Source organism: Affinibrenneria salicis (assembly GCF_008710095.1).
The window spans coordinates 219,419-241,119 of sequence record NZ_VYKJ01000006.1; the positions used below are offsets into that span (position 1 = coordinate 219,419).

The window sequence follows — 21,701 nt, forward strand, 5'->3', positions numbered from 1 at the left end:
GGAAAGCGCTCGCCCGTAACGGGCGGAGCGCGCAGGCCGCCGGCGGGCGACGGCCTGTATGCCTGTCGTCAGGCGGCGAGGCGATCGAAGCGGCCCAGTACCTCGTCGAGGATAGCGAGGCCCTGAGCGACTTCTTCCGCGCTGATGGTGCAGGGCGGCACCACGTGGATACGGTTTTCCACCACGAAGCACAGCAGGCCGGCTTCGGTCAGCGCCGCTTTTAGCGCCGCCATGTCGGCCGCCGGCACCGGCGTCTTTTTCTCGCGATCGGTAACCAGTTCCAGCGCCTGGAACATACCGATGCCGCGCACTTCGCCAATCAGCGGGTGTTTCTCCATCAGACTTTCCAGACCGGATCTCAGTACGCCGTCGCCGATTTTCGCGGCGTTCTCCACCACGCCTTCTTCTTCCATCGCGTCGATGGTGGCGACAATGGCCGCCATCGCCAGCGGATGGCCGGAATAGGTCAGGCCGCCGGCGAAGAAGTGGTCGTCGAAGTAGCGGGAAATCGATTCGGAAATCAGTACGCCGCCGGCCGGCACATAACCGGAGTTAACGCCTTTGGCGAAGGTGATCAGGTCCGGCGTGATATCGAAGTGCTCGAAGGCGAACCAGCGCCCGGTGCGGCCGAAGCCGGCCATTACTTCGTCGAGGATCAGCACGATACCGAATTCATCGGCCAGCGCGCGCACGCCCTGCATATAGCCGGCGGGCGGCAGCAGGATGCCCGCGGTGCCCGGGATGCTTTCCAACAGAATCGCGGCGATAGACGTCGGCCCTTCGCATTCAATCACCCGGCGCAGATGGTTCAGCGCGCGCTGGCTCTCTTCCTGCTCGCTGGCGGAGCCGAATTCGGAACGATAGAGGTAGGGATTGAAGAAGTGTACGTGTCCACGCGCAAATTCGTTCGGCACGCGGCGCCAGTCGCCGGTGGCGACGATCGCGCTGCCGGTGTTGCCGTGATAGGAACGGTAGGCGGACAGCACTTTATCCCGTCCGGTGTACATACGCGCCATGCGGATGGCGTTCTCGTTGGCGTCCGCCCCGGCGTTGGTGAAAAAGACCTTCTTAAAGCTATCTGGCGCGTGCGCAACGATACGCCTGGCCGCTTCGCCGCGCGTGGCGTTGGCGGTGGCCGGCGCGATGGTCACCAGCGACTCCAGCTGCTCTTTCATCGCCGCCAGCACTTTAGGATGCTGATAGCCGATGTTGACGTTTACCAGCTGGCTGCTGAAATCCAGCCAGGTTTTACCTGAGTAGTCCCAAAGCTGGCAGCCCTTCGCGCCCGCAATCACCATCGGATTCAGTTGGCCCTGAGTGGACCATGAGTGGAAGACGTAGCTGCGGTCAAGGTCGCGCACGCTATCATTGGTCAGTTCATCCGCCATATTCATTGCCAGTTTCATATTGCCATCCTCAATTAAGACTGTCTGTACCGCAGATATACCCATCATCATGCAAACTGCGAGTGCTCCGGTTTTACGCCCCGACCGCTCACCTGAGTCAACGCCAGGGGGCGCGCTGCACCCTGAGGGCTACTGGGTACCATAAAGATCTGCAGTCGACAAAGCGCATTGTTCCCGCTCATCATGCGCACCGCAAGGTTTCCCCCGCCAGAGCCAGATGCGTTTAATGGATGTGACAACGGTGTCACGCGCCAGATGACCAACTGGCTCTGTGGCTACCGGGGCGGAGTTTTTATAGTGCGCGCACAAACGATGGAAGAGGTAGCACCATGGTTGCGCTATGTATGATTGCGGCCTGCGCCGGGTTGGTCCGGGGATATTGCGGGTTTGGCTTCGCGTTGATCGCCGTTCTGGGTTTTTCCATACTGATGCCGCCGCATCAGGCGCTGAGCTGCGCGCTGCTGTTGGATCTGCTGTCCGCGCTGCCGCTGTTGCGCAGCGGCTGGCGTACGGCTTCGCGTCCGTTGTTAAGGCGTCTGCTGTACGGGATGTGCGCCGCGTTGCTGCCCGGTCTGTGGTTGGTGTACTGGCTGCCGTCCGATATGTTGCGTTTGTTGATCGCCCTGATGACGCTGTGCGGCGGCGTGCTGATTGTGGCTAACATCCGCCTGCGCGCGCTGTCGCTGCGTCACGCCCCGTTGGCCGGGGTCGTTTCCGGGCTGGCGATGACTACGGCCTCGGCCGGCGGGCCGCCGTTGATGCTGTATCTGCTCAACCTGCCGCTGCGCAGCGCGCCGCGGCGCGCAACCGCCATCGTGTTTTTTATCGTCAGCAGCCTGTTGGCCTGCGCCGGACTGCTGTTTGCCGGCGCGCTGACGACGCCGGCGATAGTGTCCGCATTGATGCTGCTCCTGCCGTCGCTGGCGGGCAATCTGGCCGGACATCTGTTGTGCCTGCGGCATCCCGGCCTGCCGGCGCGCTGGAGCGTGGCGCCGCTGTTGATTGTGATGGCGCTGGGCGCGATTGCGCAGTCGCCGCTGTGGCTGACGGTGTCTCACCGGCTGTAGAAACGACGAAGCGCCGCGCGGCCGCGCAAAGCCCGACCGGCGACGGAAAGGAAAGCCGCGGCCGTTTGACCGCGAGCGGCATTAAGGTTAGCGAACGGTCTGCAGGAACTGGCGCACCCGCTCGGAGTCCGAGTGGTTGAAGAACTTGTCCGGCGGCGCCTGCTCGATGATCAGCCCTTTCTCCAGAAACACCACCTGATCCGAAACCTGGCGGGCAAACTCCATTTCATGCGTCACCACCACCATGGTGTAGCCTTCGCCCGACAGCGTACGCATTACGCCCAGCACTTCCCCCACCAGTTCCGGGTCGAGCGCCGAGGTCGGCTCATCGAACAGGATCACTTCCGGGCTCATCGCCAGCGAACGCGCAATGGCGACCCGCTGCTTTTGACCGCCGGATAAGGTGAGCGGGAAGCTATCGCTCTTGTGCGCCATCCCGACCTTCTCCAGCTGGATGCGGGCGATTTCATTGGCTTCATCGCGCTTCATGCCTTTAACGTGCAGCAGGGCTTCGGTCACGTTCTGCCGTACGGTCAGATGAGGCCACAGGTTAAAGCTCTGGAATACCATGCCGACGCGTTCGCGGATTTTCGCCAGTTCGCGGTGCGACATGGCTTTGCCGGTGCTGTCATTGACGCCGATGCGGCTGCCGGAAATATGGATTTCGCCGCGATCGGGCTGCTCCAGCCAGTTCATGCAGCGCAGCAGAGTGGATTTACCTGAGCCGGAAGAACCCAGAATACTGACAACCTCGCCCTTTTTGACGGTGAGGTTGATGTCCCTCAGCACTTCGACATTATCAAACTGCTTGGAGACGTTTTTAACGCTAACGGCAGGAGTCTCACACATGGGTCATTCCTCTTTTTGCTCCATAGCGGCCCAACCATTTGGTGGCCAGTTCAATAATTACGCTGATTAGCCAGTACAGCACGATGGCAATAATAAAGGCTTTAAACGGAATAAAATACGTCGCCTGAACGCTATTGGCGGCCGCGGTAATTTCCTGCACGGTAATAATACTGAGGAACGCCGTATCCTTAAGGCAAATAATCAGCTGATTGGCCATCAACGGCAGCGCGCCGGAAATAATATTAGGCAGAATAATGCGGCGGAAGGTTTTATATTTGGAAAACCCCTGCGCTTGCGCCGCTTCAATATAGCCGGCGGAAAATACCTGACGCTGGCTGCGAAATATTTCGAAAAAATAGGCGCCATGGTAAAGCGATAGCGCAATCAGGCCGGCGGTAAATGCGCTCATGCTAATGCCGAGTTGCGGTAAACCGTAATACAGCAGATAGGCGAAAATAAGGAATGGCAGCGTACGCATCAGGCTGACGAAGGCGACAATCGTCCGGTTGAGCGCGCGCAGGTTATGCTCGGTAAAATAGAGTAAATACAATCCCATGATCATGCTGATGACCGAGGCAAGAATAAACAGCTCCAGCGTCATCAGGAATCCATCCAGAAATGCCGCACGCTGGGACCAGATAATCGACCACTCACCCATAGTGCCTCCCGAAAAATAAAGTGAACATCAGCGCGCCAGACGGCGGGCATGTTTTTCCGCTACGCCCTGCAGTTTGACCAGTACGCCGATGATAATGATATAGAGCAGCGCGGCGGCCAGGATGGGATACAGCGGTTCGTAAGTCACGGAGGAAATACGGTTGGTGACCCGGGTCAGATCGACAATGCCGATCACCGCGATCGCCGGACTGCCTTTGATCAGAAACGACATTTCGTTGACCAGCGCCGGCAGGCTGACGATCAGCATCTGCGGCAGCATAATGCGGCGGAAGAATGTAAAGCGGCGCATCCCCACCGATTCCGCCGCTTCTCGCTGTTCGCGCGGAAAGTTGATAAAGGCGTTACGCCAGATTTCGGCGTTAAAGGCGGCGGTGTTCAGCGTTAGCGACAGAATGGCCGCCGCGTGCTTATCCATATTAATATTAAACGTGGGCAGGGACAGGAACAGGAACAGCACCAGCGTAACCAGCGGGGTCGCGCGCGCCCAGCTGATGTACAGCACCAGCAGTTGATCGACGACAGGAATTTTCATCATTCGGATCAGGGCGATAATCAGACCGAAGCTGACGCCGAACGCAATGGCGATGGCTGAAATCCACGTTGTGGTCCATGCGCCTTCCAGCAGTAGCCACCATGAATCTACGTCCATGATCTTCTCCTGTAGTGTAAAGCCGTTGCGAAGTGCGACGCCGGGGCGAGCCCGGCGTGGACGAGAGCGTTACTTATTGGCCGGCGAGTTCGTGGAACTGCGCCGCGCTGGTGATGGCGACAGGAGGCAGGTCTTCATAGCTTTCGCCAAACCATTTTTTCTGCAGTTCCTGCAAACGGCCGGTCTGACGCAGGTGGTTGATAAAGTCCGTCATATACGCCAGCAGCTCCGGCGAATTTTTCGGAATCGGCCAGCCGATATAGCCCGGGCCGGATACCGCCTGACCTTTGGCGAACACTTTCGGTTTGGCCTTCACCAGATCGTTGACCGAGATAACAACGTTGATCACGTAATCCAGACGGCCGTTGGCCAGATCGGCGTAAGCTTCCGGGTAGGACTGATACTCCACGACCGGTCCCAGTTTACCGCCGGATTTTTCCAGCATCGTTTTCAGCTCGGGCAGACGGCTTAACAGCGCGCTGCCCGCCTGCAGGCCGACTTTTTTGCCGCTCAGATCGGCGATGGAATTAATGGAGTCATCTTTGGCGCGTTTAACATAGTAATGCTGCGCCGAAGCCAGCGGCGGAGTGTAATTAAATACGTTCAGGCGTTCATCGGTCACGACCGCGCCGGTTAGCGCCATATCGTACTGGCCGGTGGAGACGGACGCGAGCAGGCCGGTCCACGGAAGAATACTTTGCTCTACCTTGAATTTGGCATATTTACGTAATTCTTCCAGCATGTCTTTATTAAAACCATCGGCCTTTCCATTAGTAATAAAATTAAAAGGTGCGTAATCATCTTCGGTGGCAACTTTTAATGTTCCGCTTTTTTCAATTTGCGGTAAATCAGCCGACCAGGCGCTGAGTGAAAATGTCATCGCCATACCGGCGATCAGTGCATAAATTCCGCTGCGTGAAATCAACTTCTTTTTCATAGCACCACCTTTTTCTGTTTAATAATATGATGTATCGACATCCCGGTACGTAACCTGGTGAACGTTGCAAAATGCGTGCCGTAATAATTTATCCGCAGTTGATTTAAAGGATAAAATGGACTGCTAACGCGCTAACGTCTTGCATTTTTACTTTAAGAGGCGCTTTCCCTGGCTGAATAGAGCCAGATGCGTTAGTTTTATGTGTCAGTAAAAGTAAAAGTGGTACAGCTTTTGCGAGTCTTGTAGCGAGTGGTGGTCTGGAGGAACGGTTAATGAATACACATCGCCTGCATGTTGAGTTTGATAAACATCGTGGTCTGCAGGAGCAGCTACGTGAAACGCTGGTGAATGCGATTCTGACCGGAATTTTTCCTGTGGATGAGGCGCTGCCGTCCTGCCGCCAGCTGGCGGCGCAGCTGGGCGTATCGCGTAATACCACCGCTCTGGTGTTTGAAAGCCTGGTCAGCGACGGCTATCTGGTCAGTCGTCCGCGCAGCGGATTTTACCTGCATCCGGACTATCACCCCGGCTGTTTGCCGGTTTCGGGCAACGCGCCAGAATGCAGCGCGGATGCACCAAAATGGGGCAATCGGCTGCGCAAGTCGCCGAGCCAGTTTGAGTCGATTATGAAACCGGCGCACTGGATGCACTACCGCTACCCGTTTATTTACGGCCAGCCGGATACCCGGTCGTTTCCCATGACCCAGTGGCGTTCGACCTCGCGCTGGCTGAACGGCGGAATGCGCGATCATCAGTGGCTGGTCGATCAGGTGGACCAGGACGTGCCGATGCTGCTGGAGCAGATCCGCACGCGTATCCTGCCGAAGCGCGGCATCGTGGCCGGCAACGATGAGATCCTGGTAACGCTGGGATCGCAAAACGCGCTTTTTCTGCTGGCGCAGCTGTTGATGCGGCGGGGCGTCAAAGTCGGCGTGGAAAGCCCCGGTTTTCGCGAAGGCATCAATACGTTTTTGCTGCACGACGCCGATATCGTGGTGCATGACGTGGACGAGCAGGGCATCGTGCTGGGCGACCGGCCGGCCTGCGATTATTACTACGTTACGCCGGGGCATCAGGTGCCGACCGGCGTGACGATGAGCGTCGCTCGCCGTCATCAACTGATGGAGCAGGCGCGGCTGGCGGACACGGTAATTATCGAAGACGATTACGATTCGGAGAGCAACTTCGCCGATAATCCGCTGCCGGCGCTGAAGGCCAGCGATCGCAGCGGCCGGGTGATATACGTCAGCAGCCTGTCGAAAGCGCTATCGCCGGGGCTGCGTCTGGGTTTTATGGTGGCCGACCCCGAGCTGATCGACGAACTCAGGGCGCTGCGCCGCCTGATGTACCGCCATCCGCCGGCCAACATCCAGTACCAGATGGCGCATTTTCTGGCGCAGGGCTATTACGAAACCCATCTGCGCCGCTACCGGGAAGAGTCCTCTCGCCGCTGGGATCGGCTGCACCAGACGCTGAACAAGCTGATGCCCGAATGCCGGCGCATCCCCGGCAGCGAGCAGGCTAACGCGTTCTGGCTCAGCGCGCCGGAGGGGATTAATACCGAGATGCTGACCTGGCGGGCGGCGCACGCCGGGGTGCTGATTGAACCGGGGCACCGCCACTTCCTGTGCGATGCGCCGCCGAACAACTATTTTCGCATGGGATTTCACGCCATCGCCACCGAAGACATTATGCCGGGCGTGGAAACGCTGCGTCACCAGCTGCTGCGCGGCTGAGTGTTTCGCCTGCCGGACGGCGCCTGATTGAGCGCCTTGCCGTACCGGCCGCGTCGCTTTTTCCTTTCCCCGCCGGCGTCGCGCCGGCTCCCCTTTCATTACTGAGATCGCAGGTCGGCTAACGAAGCCCGCAGGCGGGTGGATGTATTGTGCGGAATTATGCGCCACGTCAAAATTTATAAACGATAATGAGTATCATTTGTTTGATAGGCGGTTAAAATAGCGCGATTTTTTCTCTCTCCGCGCTACGGCGCTTTCAGTAAATGGATTATTACTATGTCTTCATACCTCAACGTATTGCGTTTTCGTTCGTCCTCCGGGTTAACAGCACGCCGTCATCGCGGCCTGATCGCGGGCCGGCGCCTGGCCGCCGCGCTGTTATTCTGCCTCGCCCCGTTTTCCGCGCCGCCGGCGCTTGCGCAGGAGACGGCCTCGCTGACCTTCGCCAATTTTCGCGATATTCGCGATCTCAATCCGCACATCTATTCCGGTGAAATCTGGGCGCAGAACATGCTGTATGAGTCGCTGGTGAAGGTCACCGATCGCGGCATTGAGCCGTGGCTGGCGGAAAAGTGGGATACCTCGGCGGACGGTAAGATTTATACCTTTACCTTGCGCAGCGGCGTAACGTTCAGCGACGGTACTCCGTTTAACGCGTCGGTGGCCAAACAGAATGTCGATGCGGTGCTGGCGAACCGTGAACGGCACGGCTGGCTGGAAATGGTGCGCGTCATCGATAAGGTCGACGCGCTGGACGACCGACGGCTGCGCTTTACCCTTAAAGAGCCCTACTATCCGTTGCTCACCGAACTGGCGGTGACCCGGCCGATGCGCTTTATCTCGCCCGCCGCGATGATCGACGGCGGCACGAAAAAGGGCGTGCGGGCGTTCATCGGCACCGGGCCTTATGTGCTGAGCGAGCATAAGACGGATGAGTACGCCGTCTTTACCCGCAATCCGCATTACTGGGGCGCGCCGCCGCGGCTGGAAAAGGTGGTGATGAAGGTGATACCGGATAACCAGACCCGGCTGCTGGCGCTGCAGAAAGGCGAGATCGACATGATCTACGGGAAAAATATGATCGACGCCGACGCCTTCGCCCGTTTGAGCGCCGATAAACAGTTCACTACGCTGCTGTCCGGGCCGGTTTCCACCCGGATGCTGCTGATTAATACCCGTTCGGCAAACCTGAGCGATGTTCGGGTGCGTCAGGCTCTGCAGCACGCGGTCAATAAAACCGACATCGCCGAAGGGATCTTCAACGGCAGCGAAGCGCCGGCGGATACGCTGCTGGCGAAGAATGTGCCGTACAGCAATCTGGATCTGCGGCCTTACGCCTGGGATGTCGAGCGGGCGGAAAAACTGCTGGATGAGGCGGGCTGGCGCCGGACGGCGGGGCAATCCTGGCGCCAAAAAGACGGCCAGCCGTTATCCATCGCGCTGTACTACGACAGCAATACCGCCTCGCAGAAGGCGATCGCCGAGTACCTGCAGAGCGAACTGGCCGGACTGGGTATTGAACTCCGGCTATATGGCGAGGAAGAGCAGGCGTATCGCGACCGCCAGAAGGCCGGTCGTTTCGATATTGTGTTTAATATTTCCTGGGGCACGCCTTACGATCCGCAGTCATTCCTGTCCGGCATGAAACTGCCGGTGTACGGCGACTATGCCGCTCAGCAGGGGCTTAGTCAGAAAAAACAGATCGATGACAGCATCAGTCATGCGCTGATCACCACCGATGAAACGCAGCGTCAGGCGCTGTATCGCTATGTGCTGACCACGCTGCATGATGAGGCGGTCTATATTCCGCTTACCTATGAACGCAACCGGGCGGTGTATGTGAACAGTCTGCGCGGCGTAGGTTTTAATCCGTCACAGTTCGAGATCCCATTCGATCGCATGTATCGAGAGTAAGGCGGCGGCGCGCGATCCGGACGGATCGCGCCGGCCATCTGTCTGTACGCCGGCCGGTGAATGACCGGCCGGCTGGTTGTCCGATCTATGAATGACAGGGAATGACGTGAAAAAGTATATTTGCCGTCGTCTGCTGCTGACGCTGCCCATTCTGCTGGGCATTTCGTTTTTGTCCTTCGCGCTGCTGAATCTGGTGCCCGCCGATCCGGCCGAAGTCGCTCTGCGGGTGAATGAAATTATTCCGACGCCGCAAGCTGTCGCTCAGATGCGTCAGCAACTCGGGCTGGATCGTCCCTTTCTGCTCCGCTATCTGTACTGGCTGGCCGATGCCGTGCGGCTGGATTTCGGCTATTCCTACATTAACCATCGTCTGGTGCTGGATGAGATCGCCCGCTGTCTGCCCGCCACGTTGATGCTGGCGGCGCTGGCGATGGCGATCGTCCTGTGCGTCAGCGTACCGCTTGGCGTACTGAGCGCGGTCTATAAAGACAGCCTGTTCGATCGATTGATTCGCATGCTGGTGTTTCTGATCACCGCCATGCCCAGCTACTGGCTGGGTTTGCTGCTTATCTGGTGGCTGGCGCTGGCCTGGGATCTATTGCCCACCAGCGGCAGCGGCAGCGCGGCGCATATCGTCCTGCCGGCGATCACGCTGTCGATGGTTTATGTGGCGATCTATATACGCCTGATCCGAAATAATATGCTGGAAAATATGCAGCAATATTATGTTTATTATGCGCGTGCGCGCGGTCTGAGCGAGCGGCGCATTATCCTGCGCCACGTGCTGCGCAACTCGCTGCACAGCAGCATTACCGCGCTGGGCATGAGTATTCCGCAGCTGTTGGCGGGAACGGTGATCATCGAAAATATCTTCGCCTGGCCGGGCATCGGCCGTCTGTGTATCTCGGCGATTTTCAGCCGCGATTATCCGGTGATTCAGGCGTATATCCTGATGATGGCGCTGCTGTTTGTGATCTGCAATCTGCTGGTCGATGTTCTGCAGCGCTGGATGGACCCATCTTTACGGCACGAGGGATGACATGCATTTTTTACGTAAACTGCTGCGCGACAGGATCGCGCTGCTCTGCCTGCTGGTGATTATTACGGTGGTGGCGATCGGCATTTTCGCGCCCTGGCTGGCGCCTGAGGATCCCAATAAAATCCATATCGCGCGCAAGTACGCGCAGATTGGCGCTCGCTTTCCGCTCGGCTCCGACCATCTGGGGCGCTGCATACTGTCGCGACTGATGTTTGGCGTGCGCACCACGCTGTTCCTCGCGCTGTTTACCATGGCGGTCACCATCGTCATCGGCAGCCTGTTCGGTTTCCTGTCCGGCTATTTCCGCGGCCGGCTGGATGAGATGATGATGCGCGCCTGCGATATCATGCTGTCCTTCCCCAGCCAGGTGATGATCCTGGCGATTGTCGGGGTGCTGGGGGTCGGCATCGGCAACGTCATCCTGGCCAATATTCTGGTGAAATGGGCGTGGTATACCCGCATGATCCGTTCCATCGTGATCAGGCATAGTCAGCAGAACTACATTCTGTTTTCGCGCGCCAGCGGCACGCCGCTGTGGTTTATTCTGCGCCGTCACCTGTTGCCCAATACGCTGTCCGAGATTCTGGTGCTGGCCACGCTCGATACCGGCTGGGTGATCCTGAATATTTCCGCTCTGTCGTTTCTCGGTCTGGGCGTGCAGGCGCCGACGGCCGAATGGGGCACGATGCTAAGCGAAGCGCAGAAGGTCATGCTCAGCCATCCGACGCAGATGTTGGCGCCGGGGCTGGCGATTCTGCTGGTGGTGGTGGCATTTAATTTGCTGGGCGACTGCCTGCGCGATGCGCTGGATCCGCGGGAGGCGCACGGATGAGCGATCTATTGCGGGTAGAAAATTTACAGGTTGATCTGGCGGCCGGCGGCAATCGCCTGCTGCACGATATTTCTTTTTCGCTGCCGCGCCATGCCTGCCTGGGGATCGTCGGCGAAAGCGGCAGCGGTAAAAGCCTTACCTGTCGCGCGCTTGTCGGGTTACTGGGCGGGCAGTTCATTCGGTCGGGCCAGGCCTGGCTGCATGATACGAATTTACTGGCGCAGCAACCGGATGCGATGCGTCGTCTGCGGGGTAAAACGATCGGTATGATCCTGCAACATCCGATGAGCGCCTTCGATCCCTTGCAGACGATCGGCAGTCAGATGGCGGAAACCTTTAGCGTGCATCTGGCGTTGACTCAGCGCGATGCTCGCGGGCTGGCGCTGGAGATGATGCAACGGGTCCGGCTGCGCGATGTCGCGAGCTTATTTGATAAATATCCCAGTCAAATCAGCGGCGGTATGCTGCAGCGGGCGATGATCGCCATTGCGCTGGCGCTGGAGCCCCAGTTGCTGATCGCCGATGAGCCGACCACCGCGCTCGATTCGGTGACGCAATTCGACATCATGCGCGAATTCCGCGCGATTCGTGAGCGCCTGGGCACCACCATGATTTTTATTTCGCACGATTTCGGCGTCGTGAGCCGGATCGCCGATCGGGTTTTGGTCATGCAGCAAGGGCAGGTGGTAGAGCAGGGGACGGTGGAACAGGCGCTGCGTCAGCCCCGGCACCAGCACACCCGCTATCTGGTGGCGTCCCGTCAGGCGCTGCAGCGGCGCTATCGGACGCTGGTCCGGCCGTCGTCGAACCGACTTTCGCAGGAGGGAGCAGATGAGTACGTTGATTGATGTGCGCGGTGTGCATCACCGCTACCGGCGCCAGGACGGCGTATCCGGCTGGCTGCCGGTGCTGAACGACGTGTCGTTCAGCGTGCGGAGCGGCGAATGCCTGGGCATCGTCGGCGAGAGCGGCAGCGGCAAAAGCACGCTGGGGCGTATTCTGCTCGGGCTGGAAGCGCCGTGGCAGGGGTCGGTGACGCTGGGCGGTCAGCCGCTGTACGCCGCGCGCCGCTTCTGGCGGCGGACGCCGCCGCAGACGCGCGTCAGCGCGGTATTCCAGGACTACACCTCATCGGCCAATCCGTTGATGAACGTGCTGAATATTATCGCCGAACCGCTGCTGACGCAGGGCGTCAGGCAGCGTGACGAAGTTCGACGCCGGGTGAGCGAACTGCTGCGCCAGGTGGGGCTGACGGAGTCGTTCGGCGAACGTTTTCCGCATCAGCTTAGCGGCGGCCAGATGCAGCGGGTGTGCATTGCGCGGGCCATCGCCAGCCAGCCGCGGTTTATCGTGCTGGACGAGGCGGTCAGCGCGCTGGACGTTACGGTGCAGGTGCAGATTATGGATCTGCTGCTGGAGTTAGGTCAGCGGCTCGGGCTGACCTGGCTGTTTATCAGTCATGATCTGATGGCGGTGACGTATCTCTGCCAGCGGGTTATTTTTTTACAACAGGGGCGCGTTATTGAGCAGGTTGACGACATGGCCGAGCTTGGTCAGGTACAGCATCCCTGGGCTCAAAATCTACTGCGCGCCGTGATGGAGTTTTAAATAAACATGTCGCAAGCCTCGTCTTCTTCCGCGCCGGCGCGCCTGAGCTACGGCAGCTATCTTGCCCTGGTGGTGCCTTTTGTGATCTCAACCATGACCACGCCCCTGCTGGGCGCGGTCGATACCGCGCTGGTCGGTCATCTGCCCGATCCGGCCTGTATCGCCGGCGTGGCGGTGGGCGCGGTTATTTTCAGCACGATTTACTGGCTGTTTGGCTTTTTGCGCGTCAGCACTACGGGCTATACGGCGCAGGCGCTGGACGACGACGCCCTGCTGACCAGCGCGCTGCTGCGTCCGCTGGCCATCGCGCTGTTTATCGGCCTGACGTTTGTGGCGCTGCAAAAACCGCTGTTTAGCATGGCGATGCGCTTGTTGCAGCCGGAGGCGTCGGTGCAGGGCTACGCCGGCGAATACTTCTTTATTCTGATCTGGGGCGCGCCCTTTACCCTGATCAACTATGTCTGCCTCGGCTGGCTGATGGGGCGGCTCAGGACGCGCGCGGTGCTGTTTAACCAGATCGCCATCAACGTCATCAACATTGTGCTGGCGCTGATCTTTGTGCGCGTGCTGGGGTGGGGCGTGCCGGGCATCGCCAGCGCCACCCTGCTGGCGCAGATAGTGGGCACGCTGCTGGGGTATGTATTGATTCATCGCCAGCTGGTGCCGGATCGGCGCGCGATGGCGCCGGGTTCGCTGCTGTCCCTGCGCGAGCTGAAAAGCATTATGCTGGTGAACGGCGATCTGATGCTGCGCACCGTCTGCCTGTTGATCGTGACCAACCATTTTATCGCCACCGGCGCGTCGCTGGGCACGGAAACGCTGGCGGCCAACGCGGTGTTGTTCCAGATCCATTACCTGATCGCCTACCTGTTTGACGGTTTCGCCAATGCCGCCAGCGTGTTCAGCGGTAAAGCGCGCGGCGCCAAAGATGACGGGCTGTACCGGCAGACGCTGCGTCACGCGGCCTTGTCTTCGCTGTGGCTGGCGCTGGCGCTGGCGCTCCTCTGGTGGTGGAGCGGGCCGACGTTGATCGGCCTGTTTACCCATCAGCCTGCGCTGATTGCGCTATGCCTGCAGTACAGCGCCTGGCTGATGCTGTATCCGCTGTGCGGCGCGGCCGGGATTATTTTTTACGGCGTATTCACCGGCATTACCTATACCGCGCCGGTGCGCGACTCGATGATACTGGCGCTGCTGGCCTGGCTGGCCGCCTGGTATTTTCTGGTGCCGCACTATGGCAATCACGGGTTGTGGATGGCCTACCTGGCCTTTAGCCTCGGCCGTTCGGCGTTCCTGCTGCTGTGGCTGCCGGCGGCGCGCGCCCGGGTTACGGTCTGAACGGCAAGGGAGAATGACCGTCTCCGTTCCTCCGCTAACTCCCGGCCGCCGCTGTGCGCTCCTGACGTCGCCCGTTCCGCCATAGCGGCAGCCGGAGGATCCGCCAGGCCGGCGAGCACGGGGGTTGACGGAATTGATTTCTCAGATTTATGAGTGTTTGAGTAATGAGATCTGTCTCTAATTTAGTGAATTACTCTGGTTGTACGTTAAGAAATAGAATTATCATTTGATGTATATATGAAAATAGGTCAAGTTTTGATTGAGAGTAATTTTATGTGCTTTTTCGCTCTGAAAGCGGATGGTTTAGCGGTAGGATTATAAGCCCACATGCATTAAAGGTTTTAACATGAAAATGACACCACGTAGTATCTCTTCTCCTGGAAAATTTCTTATCGCCAGCGGTTTACTCGATCAGCTTGATGAGCACCTGAAGGTTTTTGGCAACAATGTTCTGGTTGTCTGCGACGTATTTTTCCTGGACCGTGTTTCTTCCAGCCTGGCTAAGGGCGCGAAAGAGAGCGGCCTGAATGTTAACGTTGAAAAATTCGGCGGCGAATGTAGCGCTGTTGAAGTCGATCGTTTACGTCAGATTTGTACTGCCAACAACATCGAAGTCGTGGTCGGGATCGGCGGCGGTAAGACGCTGGACTGCGCCAAAGCGGTCAGCTTCTATGAAAATAAACCGGTTGTCATCGTTCCGACGCTGGCCTCGACCGATGCGCCTTGTACCGCACTGAGCGTGCTGTATAAAGAAAACGGCGAATTTGATAAATACTTGTTCCTGCCGAAAAACCCGGATGCCGTACTGGTGGATACCCAGGTTATCGCCAATGCGCCGGTTCGCTTCTTTGCCGCCGGCGTGGGTGATGCGCTGGCCACTTATTTTGAAGCGCGCGCCTGCTTCCAGGCAGATGGGATTAACCTGGTGCTGAAACGCCCGTCCCGCACTGGTTTAGGCATTGCCCGCCTGTGCTACGACATTCTGCAGGAAAACATTGAAACCGCGATGGATGCCGTCAGCAGTAAAGTGGTGACCTCCGCGCTGGAACAGACTATCGAAGCCACTATTTATCTGAGCGGCGTGGGTGCGGAATCCGGCGGCCTGGCGGCGGCGCATGCGGTTTCCAACGGGATGAGCATCGTGCCTGAACTGCACCGCGTACAGCACGGCGAAAAAGTGACCTTTGGTCTGTTGACTCAACTGGTGCTGGAAAACGCGCCGGCGGAAGAAATCGACTCCGTCATCCGTATTATCAAGACCGCAGGTCTGCCGCTGACGCTGGCCGACATGGGGCTGACCACTATTGATGAGAAAGTATGGCGTGAAGTCGCCAAAGTGGCCTGTGCCGAAGGCGACACCATGTCCAACATGCCCGCCAACCTGTCGGAAAATGACGTGTATGCCGCCATGATGGCCGCGAACGCCATGGGCGCACGTTATAAGGCGTAATTGCCATCGCCGACGCGCGCCGCTGGCGGCGTCGGCCTGAGCCGGCAGGGATCGCCGGCCCGGATGCGACGTTTTTTGCGGCCAATAGCCGACAATGTTTTTTGGTCTGATGACGTCTGCGACCGAGCCTGTCCGGCAGTTTCGCCGGTTTTTCCCGCCGCGTCGCCAGATTTATCGTGCTGAAGAACGCGATGGTTCGGTGCGCTAACCTTTCCCCTCTTTGAAACGCTCTCGCCGCCGCGGTCCTTGGCCGAAGCGCCGCATTTCTCCTCTCTGTGATATCGCCGCGCCTTTGGTCTGATGCTTTCGCTATCTTTAATCGCGTACGCGCAGTCCGCGCCGGTCCTGCTTATTGGCCCGCGTCTCGGTCCGCCGGCTAACCTGCTGACAAAGCGGTTGTCAGGCGGCCGGCGTTACGCCACCATTGCGGTGACCGGCAGGTCAGGGGCCGGGTCGGCGGGCGCCGGCGCGCCGCAGAATAAACGCGCGCGGCCGCCGCGTCCGATCGGCCCGCCATCGGATGCCGCGACAGGGGAAAGGCCCCGTCGATTTATCAACAAGGGGGAGGGTTTGTCCCGTTCGCAACGTTTGCTTGAGCTGCTGCAGCTTCTGCGCCAGCATCGTTTTCCCGTTACCGGAGCCTGGCTGGCGCAGACGCTGAACATCAGCCTGCGCACGCTATACCGCGATATTCGCACGCTGCAGGAGCAGGGGGCGACCATTGAGGGCGCCGCCGGTCTGGGCTATGTGCTGCGTCCTGGCTTCCTGCTGCCGCCGATGATGTTTTCCGAAGAGGAAATCGAGGCGCTGGCGCTGGGTTCGCGCTGGGTCGCCGCGCGCGGCGATCGTTATCTGTCGGCCGCCGCGCAGACCGCGCTGACGAAAATTTCCGCCGTCCTGCCGGAGGAACTGCAGCGCCGGCTGGACAGCTCCGGTCTGTTGATCGGGCCGGGCGAAGCCAGCGCCACGTCCGATGAATTGCTGTATCAGTTGCGCCTGACCATCCGTTCCGAGGCTAAAATACACATCGCTTACTGCGATCTGCAGGGGCGTGCGTCATCGCGCACGATCTGGCCGCTGGCGCTGGGCTATTTCGATCAGGTGATGATCCTGGTGGCATGGTGCGAACTGCGCCGGGATTTTCGCCACTTCCGTACCGATCGCATTGATGCGGTGACGCTGGAGCATCAGCGTTATCCCCAGCGGCGTCAGATATTGCTGCATGAGTGGAAAAAACGTCATCGACAGAGTCCGGCCCGGTCGGAAGAGACGCAGAGTCAGGGGTAAGGATTGATGCAGCGTAAGCGCGGCGGCGTGAGCGCTGCTGACAGGAATTGTCACCGCGCGCGGATAGGATCCCGCAGGTCGAACCGCCGCTGTTTCCATCAGTGAGTTTCAGGCGACGGCGGTTCTTTCGCCCCTTACCCGATGTGGAGATCGTCCGATGTTTAAACCCAATAGCCTGATCCTGTATGTTCAGGATGTCGCCGTCAGCGCCCGCTTTTACGCCGATATTCTGGCCCGCGAGCCGGCTGAATCTTTCCCGGATTTTACCCTGTTTAGCCTCGACCACGACTTTTCGCTCGGCCTGCAGACTCGCGATGAGATCTTTCCGCCGGCACAGCCGCAGGTGGGCGGCACGGAACTCTGTTTCAGCAAGGCGACGGATGAAGATGTCGATCGGCTTTATCAGACATGGCGCGACAAGGCGGTGACCATGGTGACGCCGCCGGTTCGGCTGGAGTTTGGCTATACCTTTGTGGCGCAGGATCCGGATGGTCACCGGCTGCGGGTATGCGCAACCGATGTGTCGTCGTTTGTCTGAACCGGCGTATCGGCCAGGCCGCGCGATGAACGGCAGGCTACGCGCGGCGGCAAAGCGTGGATGGCGCCGTTAGTCGCCATCAAATAACCCGATGTATTTTAATCCGTTGTAACTATTTCCGCCGGAGCGGGCTAAAATAAGGTCCGCATCCGCATACCAGAAAATCGCGTTCGCCTGATTGATGTTATGGCTGCGGCAGGCGGCTTTAGCGCGATCTTTTTCGGCGTCGTCAATCGCCGCTGCGGCCAAAATCTCATCTAAACCCACTTCATGTTCGAAGCGCGGAATAATTCCTATTTGATCTTCATCGTACCACTGTAAACCGATATCCTTGCAAAAGGCGCATAGCTGATAATTTGGATCGTCAAAGTCGCCTTCAACCGAGTAGTCCAGCGCGAAGTACTGCATATACTCTTCTTCCCGGCTAAAATTGCTGCCGATCCACAGATGCACCTTGCCGTATTTATTTGCCATGGCGGATATCCTGCGCGTTTTATCCGGCTATATAGCGGAGCCGATTTTATTTTTTTCATCCTTCAGTCGGCGGGCCGCGCTCAATTATTCGGCCCCGGCCGGCCGGGGCGGTTACTGCTATTGGCTCAGCCAGTCAGGCAGATCGTTTAAGCCCATCGCCTGGCGCACCAGCGCCGGTTTTACGCCGGGCAGGTTATCGGCCAACTGCAGGCCGATGTCGCGCAACAGTTTCTTCGCCGGGTGATCGCCGTCGAACAGCGTGCGGAATCCCTGCATACCGGCCAGCATCACGGCCGCGCTGTGTTTACGTCGCCGTTCGTAGCGCCGCAGGAACAGATGCTGGCCGATATCTTTGCCTTCGCGCTGCAGACGTTTGATTTCGGCAATCAGTTCGGCTACGTCCATAAAGCCGAGGTTCACCCCCTGGCCGGCCAGCGGGTGCACGGTGTGGGCGGCGTCGCCTAGCAGCACCAGCCGGTGGGCGGCGAAACTGCGCGCGTAGCGACCGGTAAGCGGAAAGGTCTGACGTTCGCTGACCAGCTGGCAGGGGCCGAGCCGGGTATCGAAGGTGACCGCCAGTTGCCGGCAGAAGGCCTCGGCCGGTTCCTCCGCTCGTTCAGCGGCCACCTCCGGCGCCAGCGACCAGACGATGGAGCTCAGGTGCGGGTCGCTCAGCGGTAAAAATGCGAGGATTCCGCTGCCGTGAAACACCTGGCGGGCGACGGACTGGTGCGGCTGCTGCGTGCGGATGGTCGCCACCAGCGCGTGCTGGCCGTAATCCCAAAAGGTCAGCGGAATGTCGGCGTGCTGCCGCAGCCAGGAGTGCGCGCCGTCGGCGCCGGCCATCAGGCGCGCGGTCAGCATGGTGCCGTCCCGCAAGGTAATGAAGGCTTCGTTCTCGCCCCACGCCACCTGCTGCAGGGCGACCGAGGGCAGCAGCGTGATGTCCGGCAACTGGCTGGCTCGTCGCCACAGCGCCTGGCGGATGATCGGGTTCTCAATGATGTGGCCCAGCCGGGCGTAACCAAAATCCGCGCCGCTGAAGTGAATTTTGCCGAAGCTGTCGCTGTCCCAGACCTGCATCTGGTTATAAGGACTGGCGCGGCGCGCTACGATATCGTGCCAGACGCCGAGATGGCGCAGCAGACTTTCGCTGGCGGCATTGATGGCCGAAACGCGCAGCGCGGGTTCGTCGTCAGGCTTATCGGCCGGCGCGGGCTGTTGTTCCAGCACCGCGATACGCAACCCGCCGCCGGCTAAACCGCACGCCAGCGCCAGACCGACCATGCCGCCCCCGGCGATAACGATGTCAAATGATTGCATAAATTCCTTTCTCTGTTTGATTGGGCGACGGCGGCCGTTCAGCGCTCGACCCAGCCCAGCGTGCGCCGGGCCAGGCCGTCGCGCAGGAGCGGCAGGCTTTCCATGGCCATCAGGCCGAGGTTGCGGCCCGCCACCAGCGGCGCATAGCGGTTTGCGAACAGACGAACCAGACCGTCGGTGACCGCGACGGTCGCCTGCTGATCCGGCCGGCGCCGCTGCTGATAACGGTTAAGCGCCGCGCCGCCGCCCGGGTCCTCGCCCTGCCCGGCGGCGGCGACCAGGGTTTCGGCCAGCGTCATCACGTCGCGCAGGCCCAGATTAAAGCCCTGGCCGGCTATCGGGTGCAACGTCTGGGCCGCGTTGCCCACCACCGCCAGCCGATGGCTGACGTGGCGCCGGGCGGTGAGCAGGCGCAGCGGATAGCTTTTGCGTTCGCCGGCCTGCAGGATGGCGCCCAGCCGCCAGCCGAACGCCTGCTGCAAATGCGCGCGGAACGTTCGCTCGTCCCAGCCGTCGACGTCCGCCTGCTGCGACTGCGCGTGGCACCAGACCAACGCGCTGCGTCCGGCCGACATCGGCAGCAGCGCCAGCGGCCCCTGCGGCGTGAAGCGTTCGAAGGCGCGCCCCTGGTGCGGCAGGGCGGTGGTCACGTTGGCGATCACCGCCACTTGCTGGTAGTCCTCCTGTCGCCAACTGATGCCGCCCTGTTGCGCCAGCGCCGAGTTCGAGCCGTCGGCGGCCACCAGCAGCCGGCCGTCCAGCGTGTCGCCGTTATCCAGCCGCAGCCGCACGCCCTGCCGCTCGCGGCTGAACGACGTCACCTGCGCCGGACAGTGCAGGCGAACGCCCGGCGCCTCGCGCAGCAGCCCGAACAGACGCTGGCCGGCGTCGTGCAGTTCGACCACCTGGCCTAATGCCGGGACGCGATAATCGCCGGCCTGCAGGTTGACGGAGCCGGCGTGGCCGCGATCGCTGACGTGCACCGAAGTAATCGCCGTAGCGCAGTCGGCCAGCGCGGGCCAGACGCCGATCGCCGACAGCTGCAGGCAGGTGCCCTGCGCCAGCGCGATGGCGCGGCCGTCGAAGCCCGGATGCCGGCGCGTTTGCGGATGACGCGCCTCGATTAATTCTACGGCGAGCCGGCCGCGCGACAGCGACGAAATCGCCAGCGCCAGCGTCGCGCCGGCCATACCGCCGCCGACAATAATCACGCTCATCGTTGACTGCATCCCGCGGCCATTAACGCTTCGATATCGTCGGCCTCTTTCACCACGCTGTCGGTCAGGTTCTCATTGCCGTCCGCCGTGATCAGAATGTCATCTTCAATGCGGATGCCGATACCGCGGTATTCAGCCGGCACGTCCGCATCCGGCGCGATATACAGCCCCGGTTCGACCGTCAGCACCATGCCCGGCTGCAGAACGCGTCCGCGGTCGCTGCTGCCGTAGTGACCGACATCGTGCACGTCCAGCCCCAGCCAGTGACCGAGGCCGTGCATATAGAACTGGCGGTGCGCCTGTTCCGCGATCAGTTTTTCCGTCTCGCCGTGCAGAATGCCCAGCCGCACCAGACCGTTGACCATAATGCGCACCACGTCTTCGTTGACGTCATGAATGCTGCGTCCCGGACCATACAGCTCCAGCGCTTTATTCAGCGACGCCAGCACGATGTCGTATACCGCGCGCTGCGCCGGACTGAATTTGCCGTTGACCGGGAAGGTGCGCGTGATATCGCCCGCGTAGCCCTGATATTCGCAGCCGGCGTCAATCAGCACCAAATCGCCGTCCTGCAGCGGCGATTCATTTTCGGTGTAATGCAGAATGCAGCCGTTCGCCCCGCCGCCGACGATGGTGTTATAGGAAGGATAGCGGGCGCCGTGGAGATTGAATTCATGCAGAATTTCTCCTTCGAGCTGGTATTCGTACATGCCGGGTCGGCATGCCTGCATGGCGCGGGTATGGGCCAGCGCGCTGATCTGCCCGGCGCGGCGCAGGATCTCCATTTCACGCGGCGATTTGAACAGGCGCATTTCGTGCACCCACGGCCGCCAGTCGGTCATTGTAGCCGGCGCGCGCAGATTTTGACGCGCGCCGCGCCGCAGCTTATCCAGCGCGGAGAACAGCAGATTATCGGCGTAGTCGTAAAGCCCCTGGGCGTGATAAACCACCGCCAGTCCGTTCAGCAGCAGGTGCAGTTGGGCATCGATTTCGTCGAACGGCAGGGCGCGGTCTACGCCGAGTTTTTCCGGCGCGGCCTGCTGGCCGAGACGCCGTCCAAACCAGATCTCCGCGGTCAGATCGCGCACGCGGTTAAACAGCACGCTGTGGTGGTGCGTCTCGTCGCTTTTGATCAACAGCAGCGCGGCTTCCGGCTCGTTAAAACCGGTGAAATACCAGAAATCGCTGTTCTGACGGTAGGGATACTCGCTGTCGGCGCTGCGCGTTGATTCCGGGGCGGCGAAAATAATCGCCGCGCTGCCCGGCGCCATCTTTTTCAGCAGCGCCGCGCGGCGGCGGAGATACTCTTGTTGGTTCATCGGCTGCTCCTGCAAAGGCATCCCGACGCGGGGGGCGTCA

The 21,701-nt window shown here is 60.0% G+C and carries 20 protein-coding genes; 11 read left to right on the forward strand and 9 right to left on the reverse strand.

What is annotated here, in order from left to right:
* Positions 1-68 precede the first annotated feature (68 nt).
* On the reverse strand, positions 69-1,406 hold the full coding sequence (locus FJU30_RS13710; protein WP_150435530.1) for an aspartate aminotransferase family protein: 1,338 nt from the start codon (positions 1,404-1,406) through the stop codon (positions 69-71).
* Between the two features lie 329 nt (positions 1,407-1,735).
* On the opposite strand from FJU30_RS13710, the gene FJU30_RS13715 reads away from it, so the two are divergent.
* Entirely contained in the window at positions 1,736-2,473 is a 738-nt protein-coding gene (locus tag FJU30_RS13715; protein WP_150435531.1) for a sulfite exporter TauE/SafE family protein, read from the forward strand.
* 87 nt (positions 2,474-2,560) lie between these two features.
* On the opposite strand, the gene FJU30_RS13720 is transcribed toward FJU30_RS13715, so the two are convergent.
* The 4 genes from FJU30_RS13720 to FJU30_RS13735 all read right to left on the reverse strand — a co-directional run bounded on the left by FJU30_RS13720 (position 2,561) and on the right by FJU30_RS13735 (position 5,586).
* Positions 2,561-3,322: an amino acid ABC transporter ATP-binding protein gene (locus FJU30_RS13720; RefSeq protein ID WP_150435532.1), complete on the reverse strand. Its 762-nt coding sequence runs from the start codon at positions 3,320-3,322 to the stop codon at positions 2,561-2,563.
* Positions 3,315-3,980: an amino acid ABC transporter permease gene (locus FJU30_RS13725; RefSeq protein WP_150435533.1), complete on the reverse strand. Its 666-nt coding sequence runs from the start codon at positions 3,978-3,980 to the stop codon at positions 3,315-3,317. The genes FJU30_RS13720 and FJU30_RS13725 overlap by 8 nt, the downstream gene beginning before the upstream one ends.
* Positions 3,981-4,007: 27 nt before the next feature.
* Positions 4,008-4,649, reverse strand: coding sequence for an amino acid ABC transporter permease (locus FJU30_RS13730; protein WP_150435534.1), 642 nt, complete (start codon positions 4,647-4,649; stop codon positions 4,008-4,010).
* Between the two features lie 73 nt (positions 4,650-4,722).
* Positions 4,723-5,586 carry a transporter substrate-binding domain-containing protein gene (locus tag FJU30_RS13735; protein ID WP_395858564.1) on the reverse strand — a complete coding sequence of 288 codons (864 nt, stop codon included), beginning with the start codon at positions 5,584-5,586 and terminating at the stop codon, positions 4,723-4,725.
* Positions 5,587-5,858: 272 nt separating this feature from the next.
* Here FJU30_RS13735 and pdxR point away from each other — a divergent pair, with 272 nt between their 5' ends.
* From pdxR to FJU30_RS13785, 10 genes are all read left to right on the forward strand, one after another.
* Positions 5,859-7,322 (forward strand): MocR-like pyridoxine biosynthesis transcription factor PdxR, encoded by a 1,464-nt coding sequence (gene pdxR / locus FJU30_RS13740; protein ID WP_150435535.1) that lies wholly within the window; start codon positions 5,859-5,861, stop codon positions 7,320-7,322.
* A gap of 276 nt (positions 7,323-7,598) precedes the next feature.
* The gene (gene nikA, locus FJU30_RS13745) at positions 7,599-9,236 is read left to right on the forward strand and encodes a nickel ABC transporter substrate-binding protein (RefSeq protein ID WP_150435536.1); all 1,638 of its coding nucleotides are present in this window, start codon (positions 7,599-7,601) and stop codon (positions 9,234-9,236) included.
* 106 nt (positions 9,237-9,342) lie between these two features.
* The gene (gene opp1B / locus FJU30_RS13750; RefSeq protein ID WP_150435537.1) at positions 9,343-10,275 is read left to right on the forward strand and encodes a nickel/cobalt ABC transporter permease; all 933 of its coding nucleotides are present in this window, start codon (positions 9,343-9,345) and stop codon (positions 10,273-10,275) included.
* 1 nt (position 10,276) lies between these two features.
* The gene (opp1C, locus tag FJU30_RS13755) at positions 10,277-11,107 is read left to right on the forward strand and encodes a nickel/cobalt ABC transporter permease (protein ID WP_150435538.1); all 831 of its coding nucleotides are present in this window, start codon (positions 10,277-10,279) and stop codon (positions 11,105-11,107) included.
* Positions 11,104-11,955 (forward strand): ABC transporter ATP-binding protein, encoded by an 852-nt coding sequence (locus FJU30_RS13760; RefSeq protein WP_150435539.1) that lies wholly within the window; start codon positions 11,104-11,106, stop codon positions 11,953-11,955. Before opp1C ends, FJU30_RS13760 begins: the two co-directional genes overlap by 4 nt.
* Positions 11,939-12,715 carry an ABC transporter ATP-binding protein gene (locus FJU30_RS13765; protein WP_150435540.1) on the forward strand — a complete coding sequence of 259 codons (777 nt, stop codon included), beginning with the start codon at positions 11,939-11,941 and terminating at the stop codon, positions 12,713-12,715. Before FJU30_RS13760 ends, FJU30_RS13765 begins: the two co-directional genes overlap by 17 nt.
* Before the next feature lie 6 nt (positions 12,716-12,721).
* Positions 12,722-14,053: an MATE family efflux transporter gene (locus FJU30_RS13770; RefSeq protein WP_150435541.1), complete on the forward strand. Its 1,332-nt coding sequence runs from the start codon at positions 12,722-12,724 to the stop codon at positions 14,051-14,053.
* Between the two features lie 346 nt (positions 14,054-14,399).
* Positions 14,400-15,503, forward strand: a complete 1,104-nt coding sequence (locus FJU30_RS13775; RefSeq protein ID WP_150435542.1) for a glycerol dehydrogenase — start codon at positions 14,400-14,402, stop codon at positions 15,501-15,503.
* Positions 15,504-16,073: 570 nt separating this feature from the next.
* Entirely contained in the window at positions 16,074-16,790 is a 717-nt protein-coding gene (locus FJU30_RS13780; protein WP_150435543.1) for a helix-turn-helix transcriptional regulator, read from the forward strand.
* A gap of 157 nt (positions 16,791-16,947) precedes the next feature.
* A complete protein-coding gene (locus FJU30_RS13785) occupies positions 16,948-17,328 on the forward strand; it encodes a VOC family protein (RefSeq protein WP_150435544.1) in 381 nt (126 codons plus the stop codon).
* 69 nt (positions 17,329-17,397) lie between these two features.
* Here FJU30_RS13785 and FJU30_RS13790 read toward each other — a convergent pair whose 3' ends face one another.
* From FJU30_RS13790 to pepP, 4 genes are all read right to left on the reverse strand, one after another.
* Positions 17,398-17,802 (reverse strand): immunity 22 family protein, encoded by a 405-nt coding sequence (locus tag FJU30_RS13790; protein ID WP_150435545.1) that lies wholly within the window; start codon positions 17,800-17,802, stop codon positions 17,398-17,400.
* 117 nt (positions 17,803-17,919) lie between these two features.
* Positions 17,920-19,125 carry an FAD-dependent 2-octaprenylphenol hydroxylase gene (gene ubiI, locus FJU30_RS13795; protein WP_150435546.1) on the reverse strand — a complete coding sequence of 402 codons (1,206 nt, stop codon included), beginning with the start codon at positions 19,123-19,125 and terminating at the stop codon, positions 17,920-17,922.
* A gap of 38 nt (positions 19,126-19,163) precedes the next feature.
* On the reverse strand, positions 19,164-20,342 hold the full coding sequence (gene ubiH / locus FJU30_RS13800) for a 2-octaprenyl-6-methoxyphenyl hydroxylase (RefSeq protein WP_150435547.1): 1,179 nt from the start codon (positions 20,340-20,342) through the stop codon (positions 19,164-19,166).
* The gene (pepP, locus tag FJU30_RS13805) at positions 20,339-21,661 is read right to left on the reverse strand and encodes a Xaa-Pro aminopeptidase (RefSeq protein ID WP_150435548.1); all 1,323 of its coding nucleotides are present in this window, start codon (positions 21,659-21,661) and stop codon (positions 20,339-20,341) included. The genes ubiH and pepP overlap by 4 nt, the downstream gene beginning before the upstream one ends.
* Positions 21,662-21,701 lie beyond the last annotated feature (40 nt).

Coding starts and splice junctions, on each gene's coding strand:
- FJU30_RS13710 (WP_150435530.1), bottom strand. CDS start 1,406: ATGAAACTGGCAATGAATATGGCGGATGAACTGACCAATGATAGCGTG.
- FJU30_RS13715 (WP_150435531.1), top strand. CDS start 1,736: ATGGTTGCGCTATGTATGATTGCGGCCTGCGCCGGGTTGGTCCGGGGA.
- FJU30_RS13720 (WP_150435532.1), bottom strand. CDS start 3,322: ATGTGTGAGACTCCTGCCGTTAGCGTTAAAAACGTCTCCAAGCAGTTT.
- FJU30_RS13725 (WP_150435533.1), bottom strand. CDS start 3,980: ATGGGTGAGTGGTCGATTATCTGGTCCCAGCGTGCGGCATTTCTGGAT.
- FJU30_RS13730 (WP_150435534.1), bottom strand. CDS start 4,649: ATGGACGTAGATTCATGGTGGCTACTGCTGGAAGGCGCATGGACCACA.
- FJU30_RS13735 (WP_395858564.1), bottom strand. CDS start 5,586: ATGAAAAAGAAGTTGATTTCACGCAGCGGAATTTATGCACTGATCGCC.
- pdxR (WP_150435535.1), top strand. CDS start 5,859: ATGAATACACATCGCCTGCATGTTGAGTTTGATAAACATCGTGGTCTG.
- nikA (WP_150435536.1), top strand. CDS start 7,599: ATGTCTTCATACCTCAACGTATTGCGTTTTCGTTCGTCCTCCGGGTTA.
- opp1C (WP_150435538.1), top strand. CDS start 10,277: ATGCATTTTTTACGTAAACTGCTGCGCGACAGGATCGCGCTGCTCTGC.
- FJU30_RS13760 (WP_150435539.1), top strand. CDS start 11,104: ATGAGCGATCTATTGCGGGTAGAAAATTTACAGGTTGATCTGGCGGCC.
- FJU30_RS13765 (WP_150435540.1), top strand. CDS start 11,939: ATGAGTACGTTGATTGATGTGCGCGGTGTGCATCACCGCTACCGGCGC.
- FJU30_RS13770 (WP_150435541.1), top strand. CDS start 12,722: ATGTCGCAAGCCTCGTCTTCTTCCGCGCCGGCGCGCCTGAGCTACGGC.
- FJU30_RS13775 (WP_150435542.1), top strand. CDS start 14,400: ATGAAAATGACACCACGTAGTATCTCTTCTCCTGGAAAATTTCTTATC.
- FJU30_RS13785 (WP_150435544.1), top strand. CDS start 16,948: ATGTTTAAACCCAATAGCCTGATCCTGTATGTTCAGGATGTCGCCGTC.
- FJU30_RS13790 (WP_150435545.1), bottom strand. CDS start 17,802: ATGGCAAATAAATACGGCAAGGTGCATCTGTGGATCGGCAGCAATTTT.
- ubiI (WP_150435546.1), bottom strand. CDS start 19,125: ATGCAATCATTTGACATCGTTATCGCCGGGGGCGGCATGGTCGGTCTG.
- ubiH (WP_150435547.1), bottom strand. CDS start 20,342: ATGAGCGTGATTATTGTCGGCGGCGGTATGGCCGGCGCGACGCTGGCG.
- pepP (WP_150435548.1), bottom strand. CDS start 21,661: ATGAACCAACAAGAGTATCTCCGCCGCCGCGCGGCGCTGCTGAAAAAG.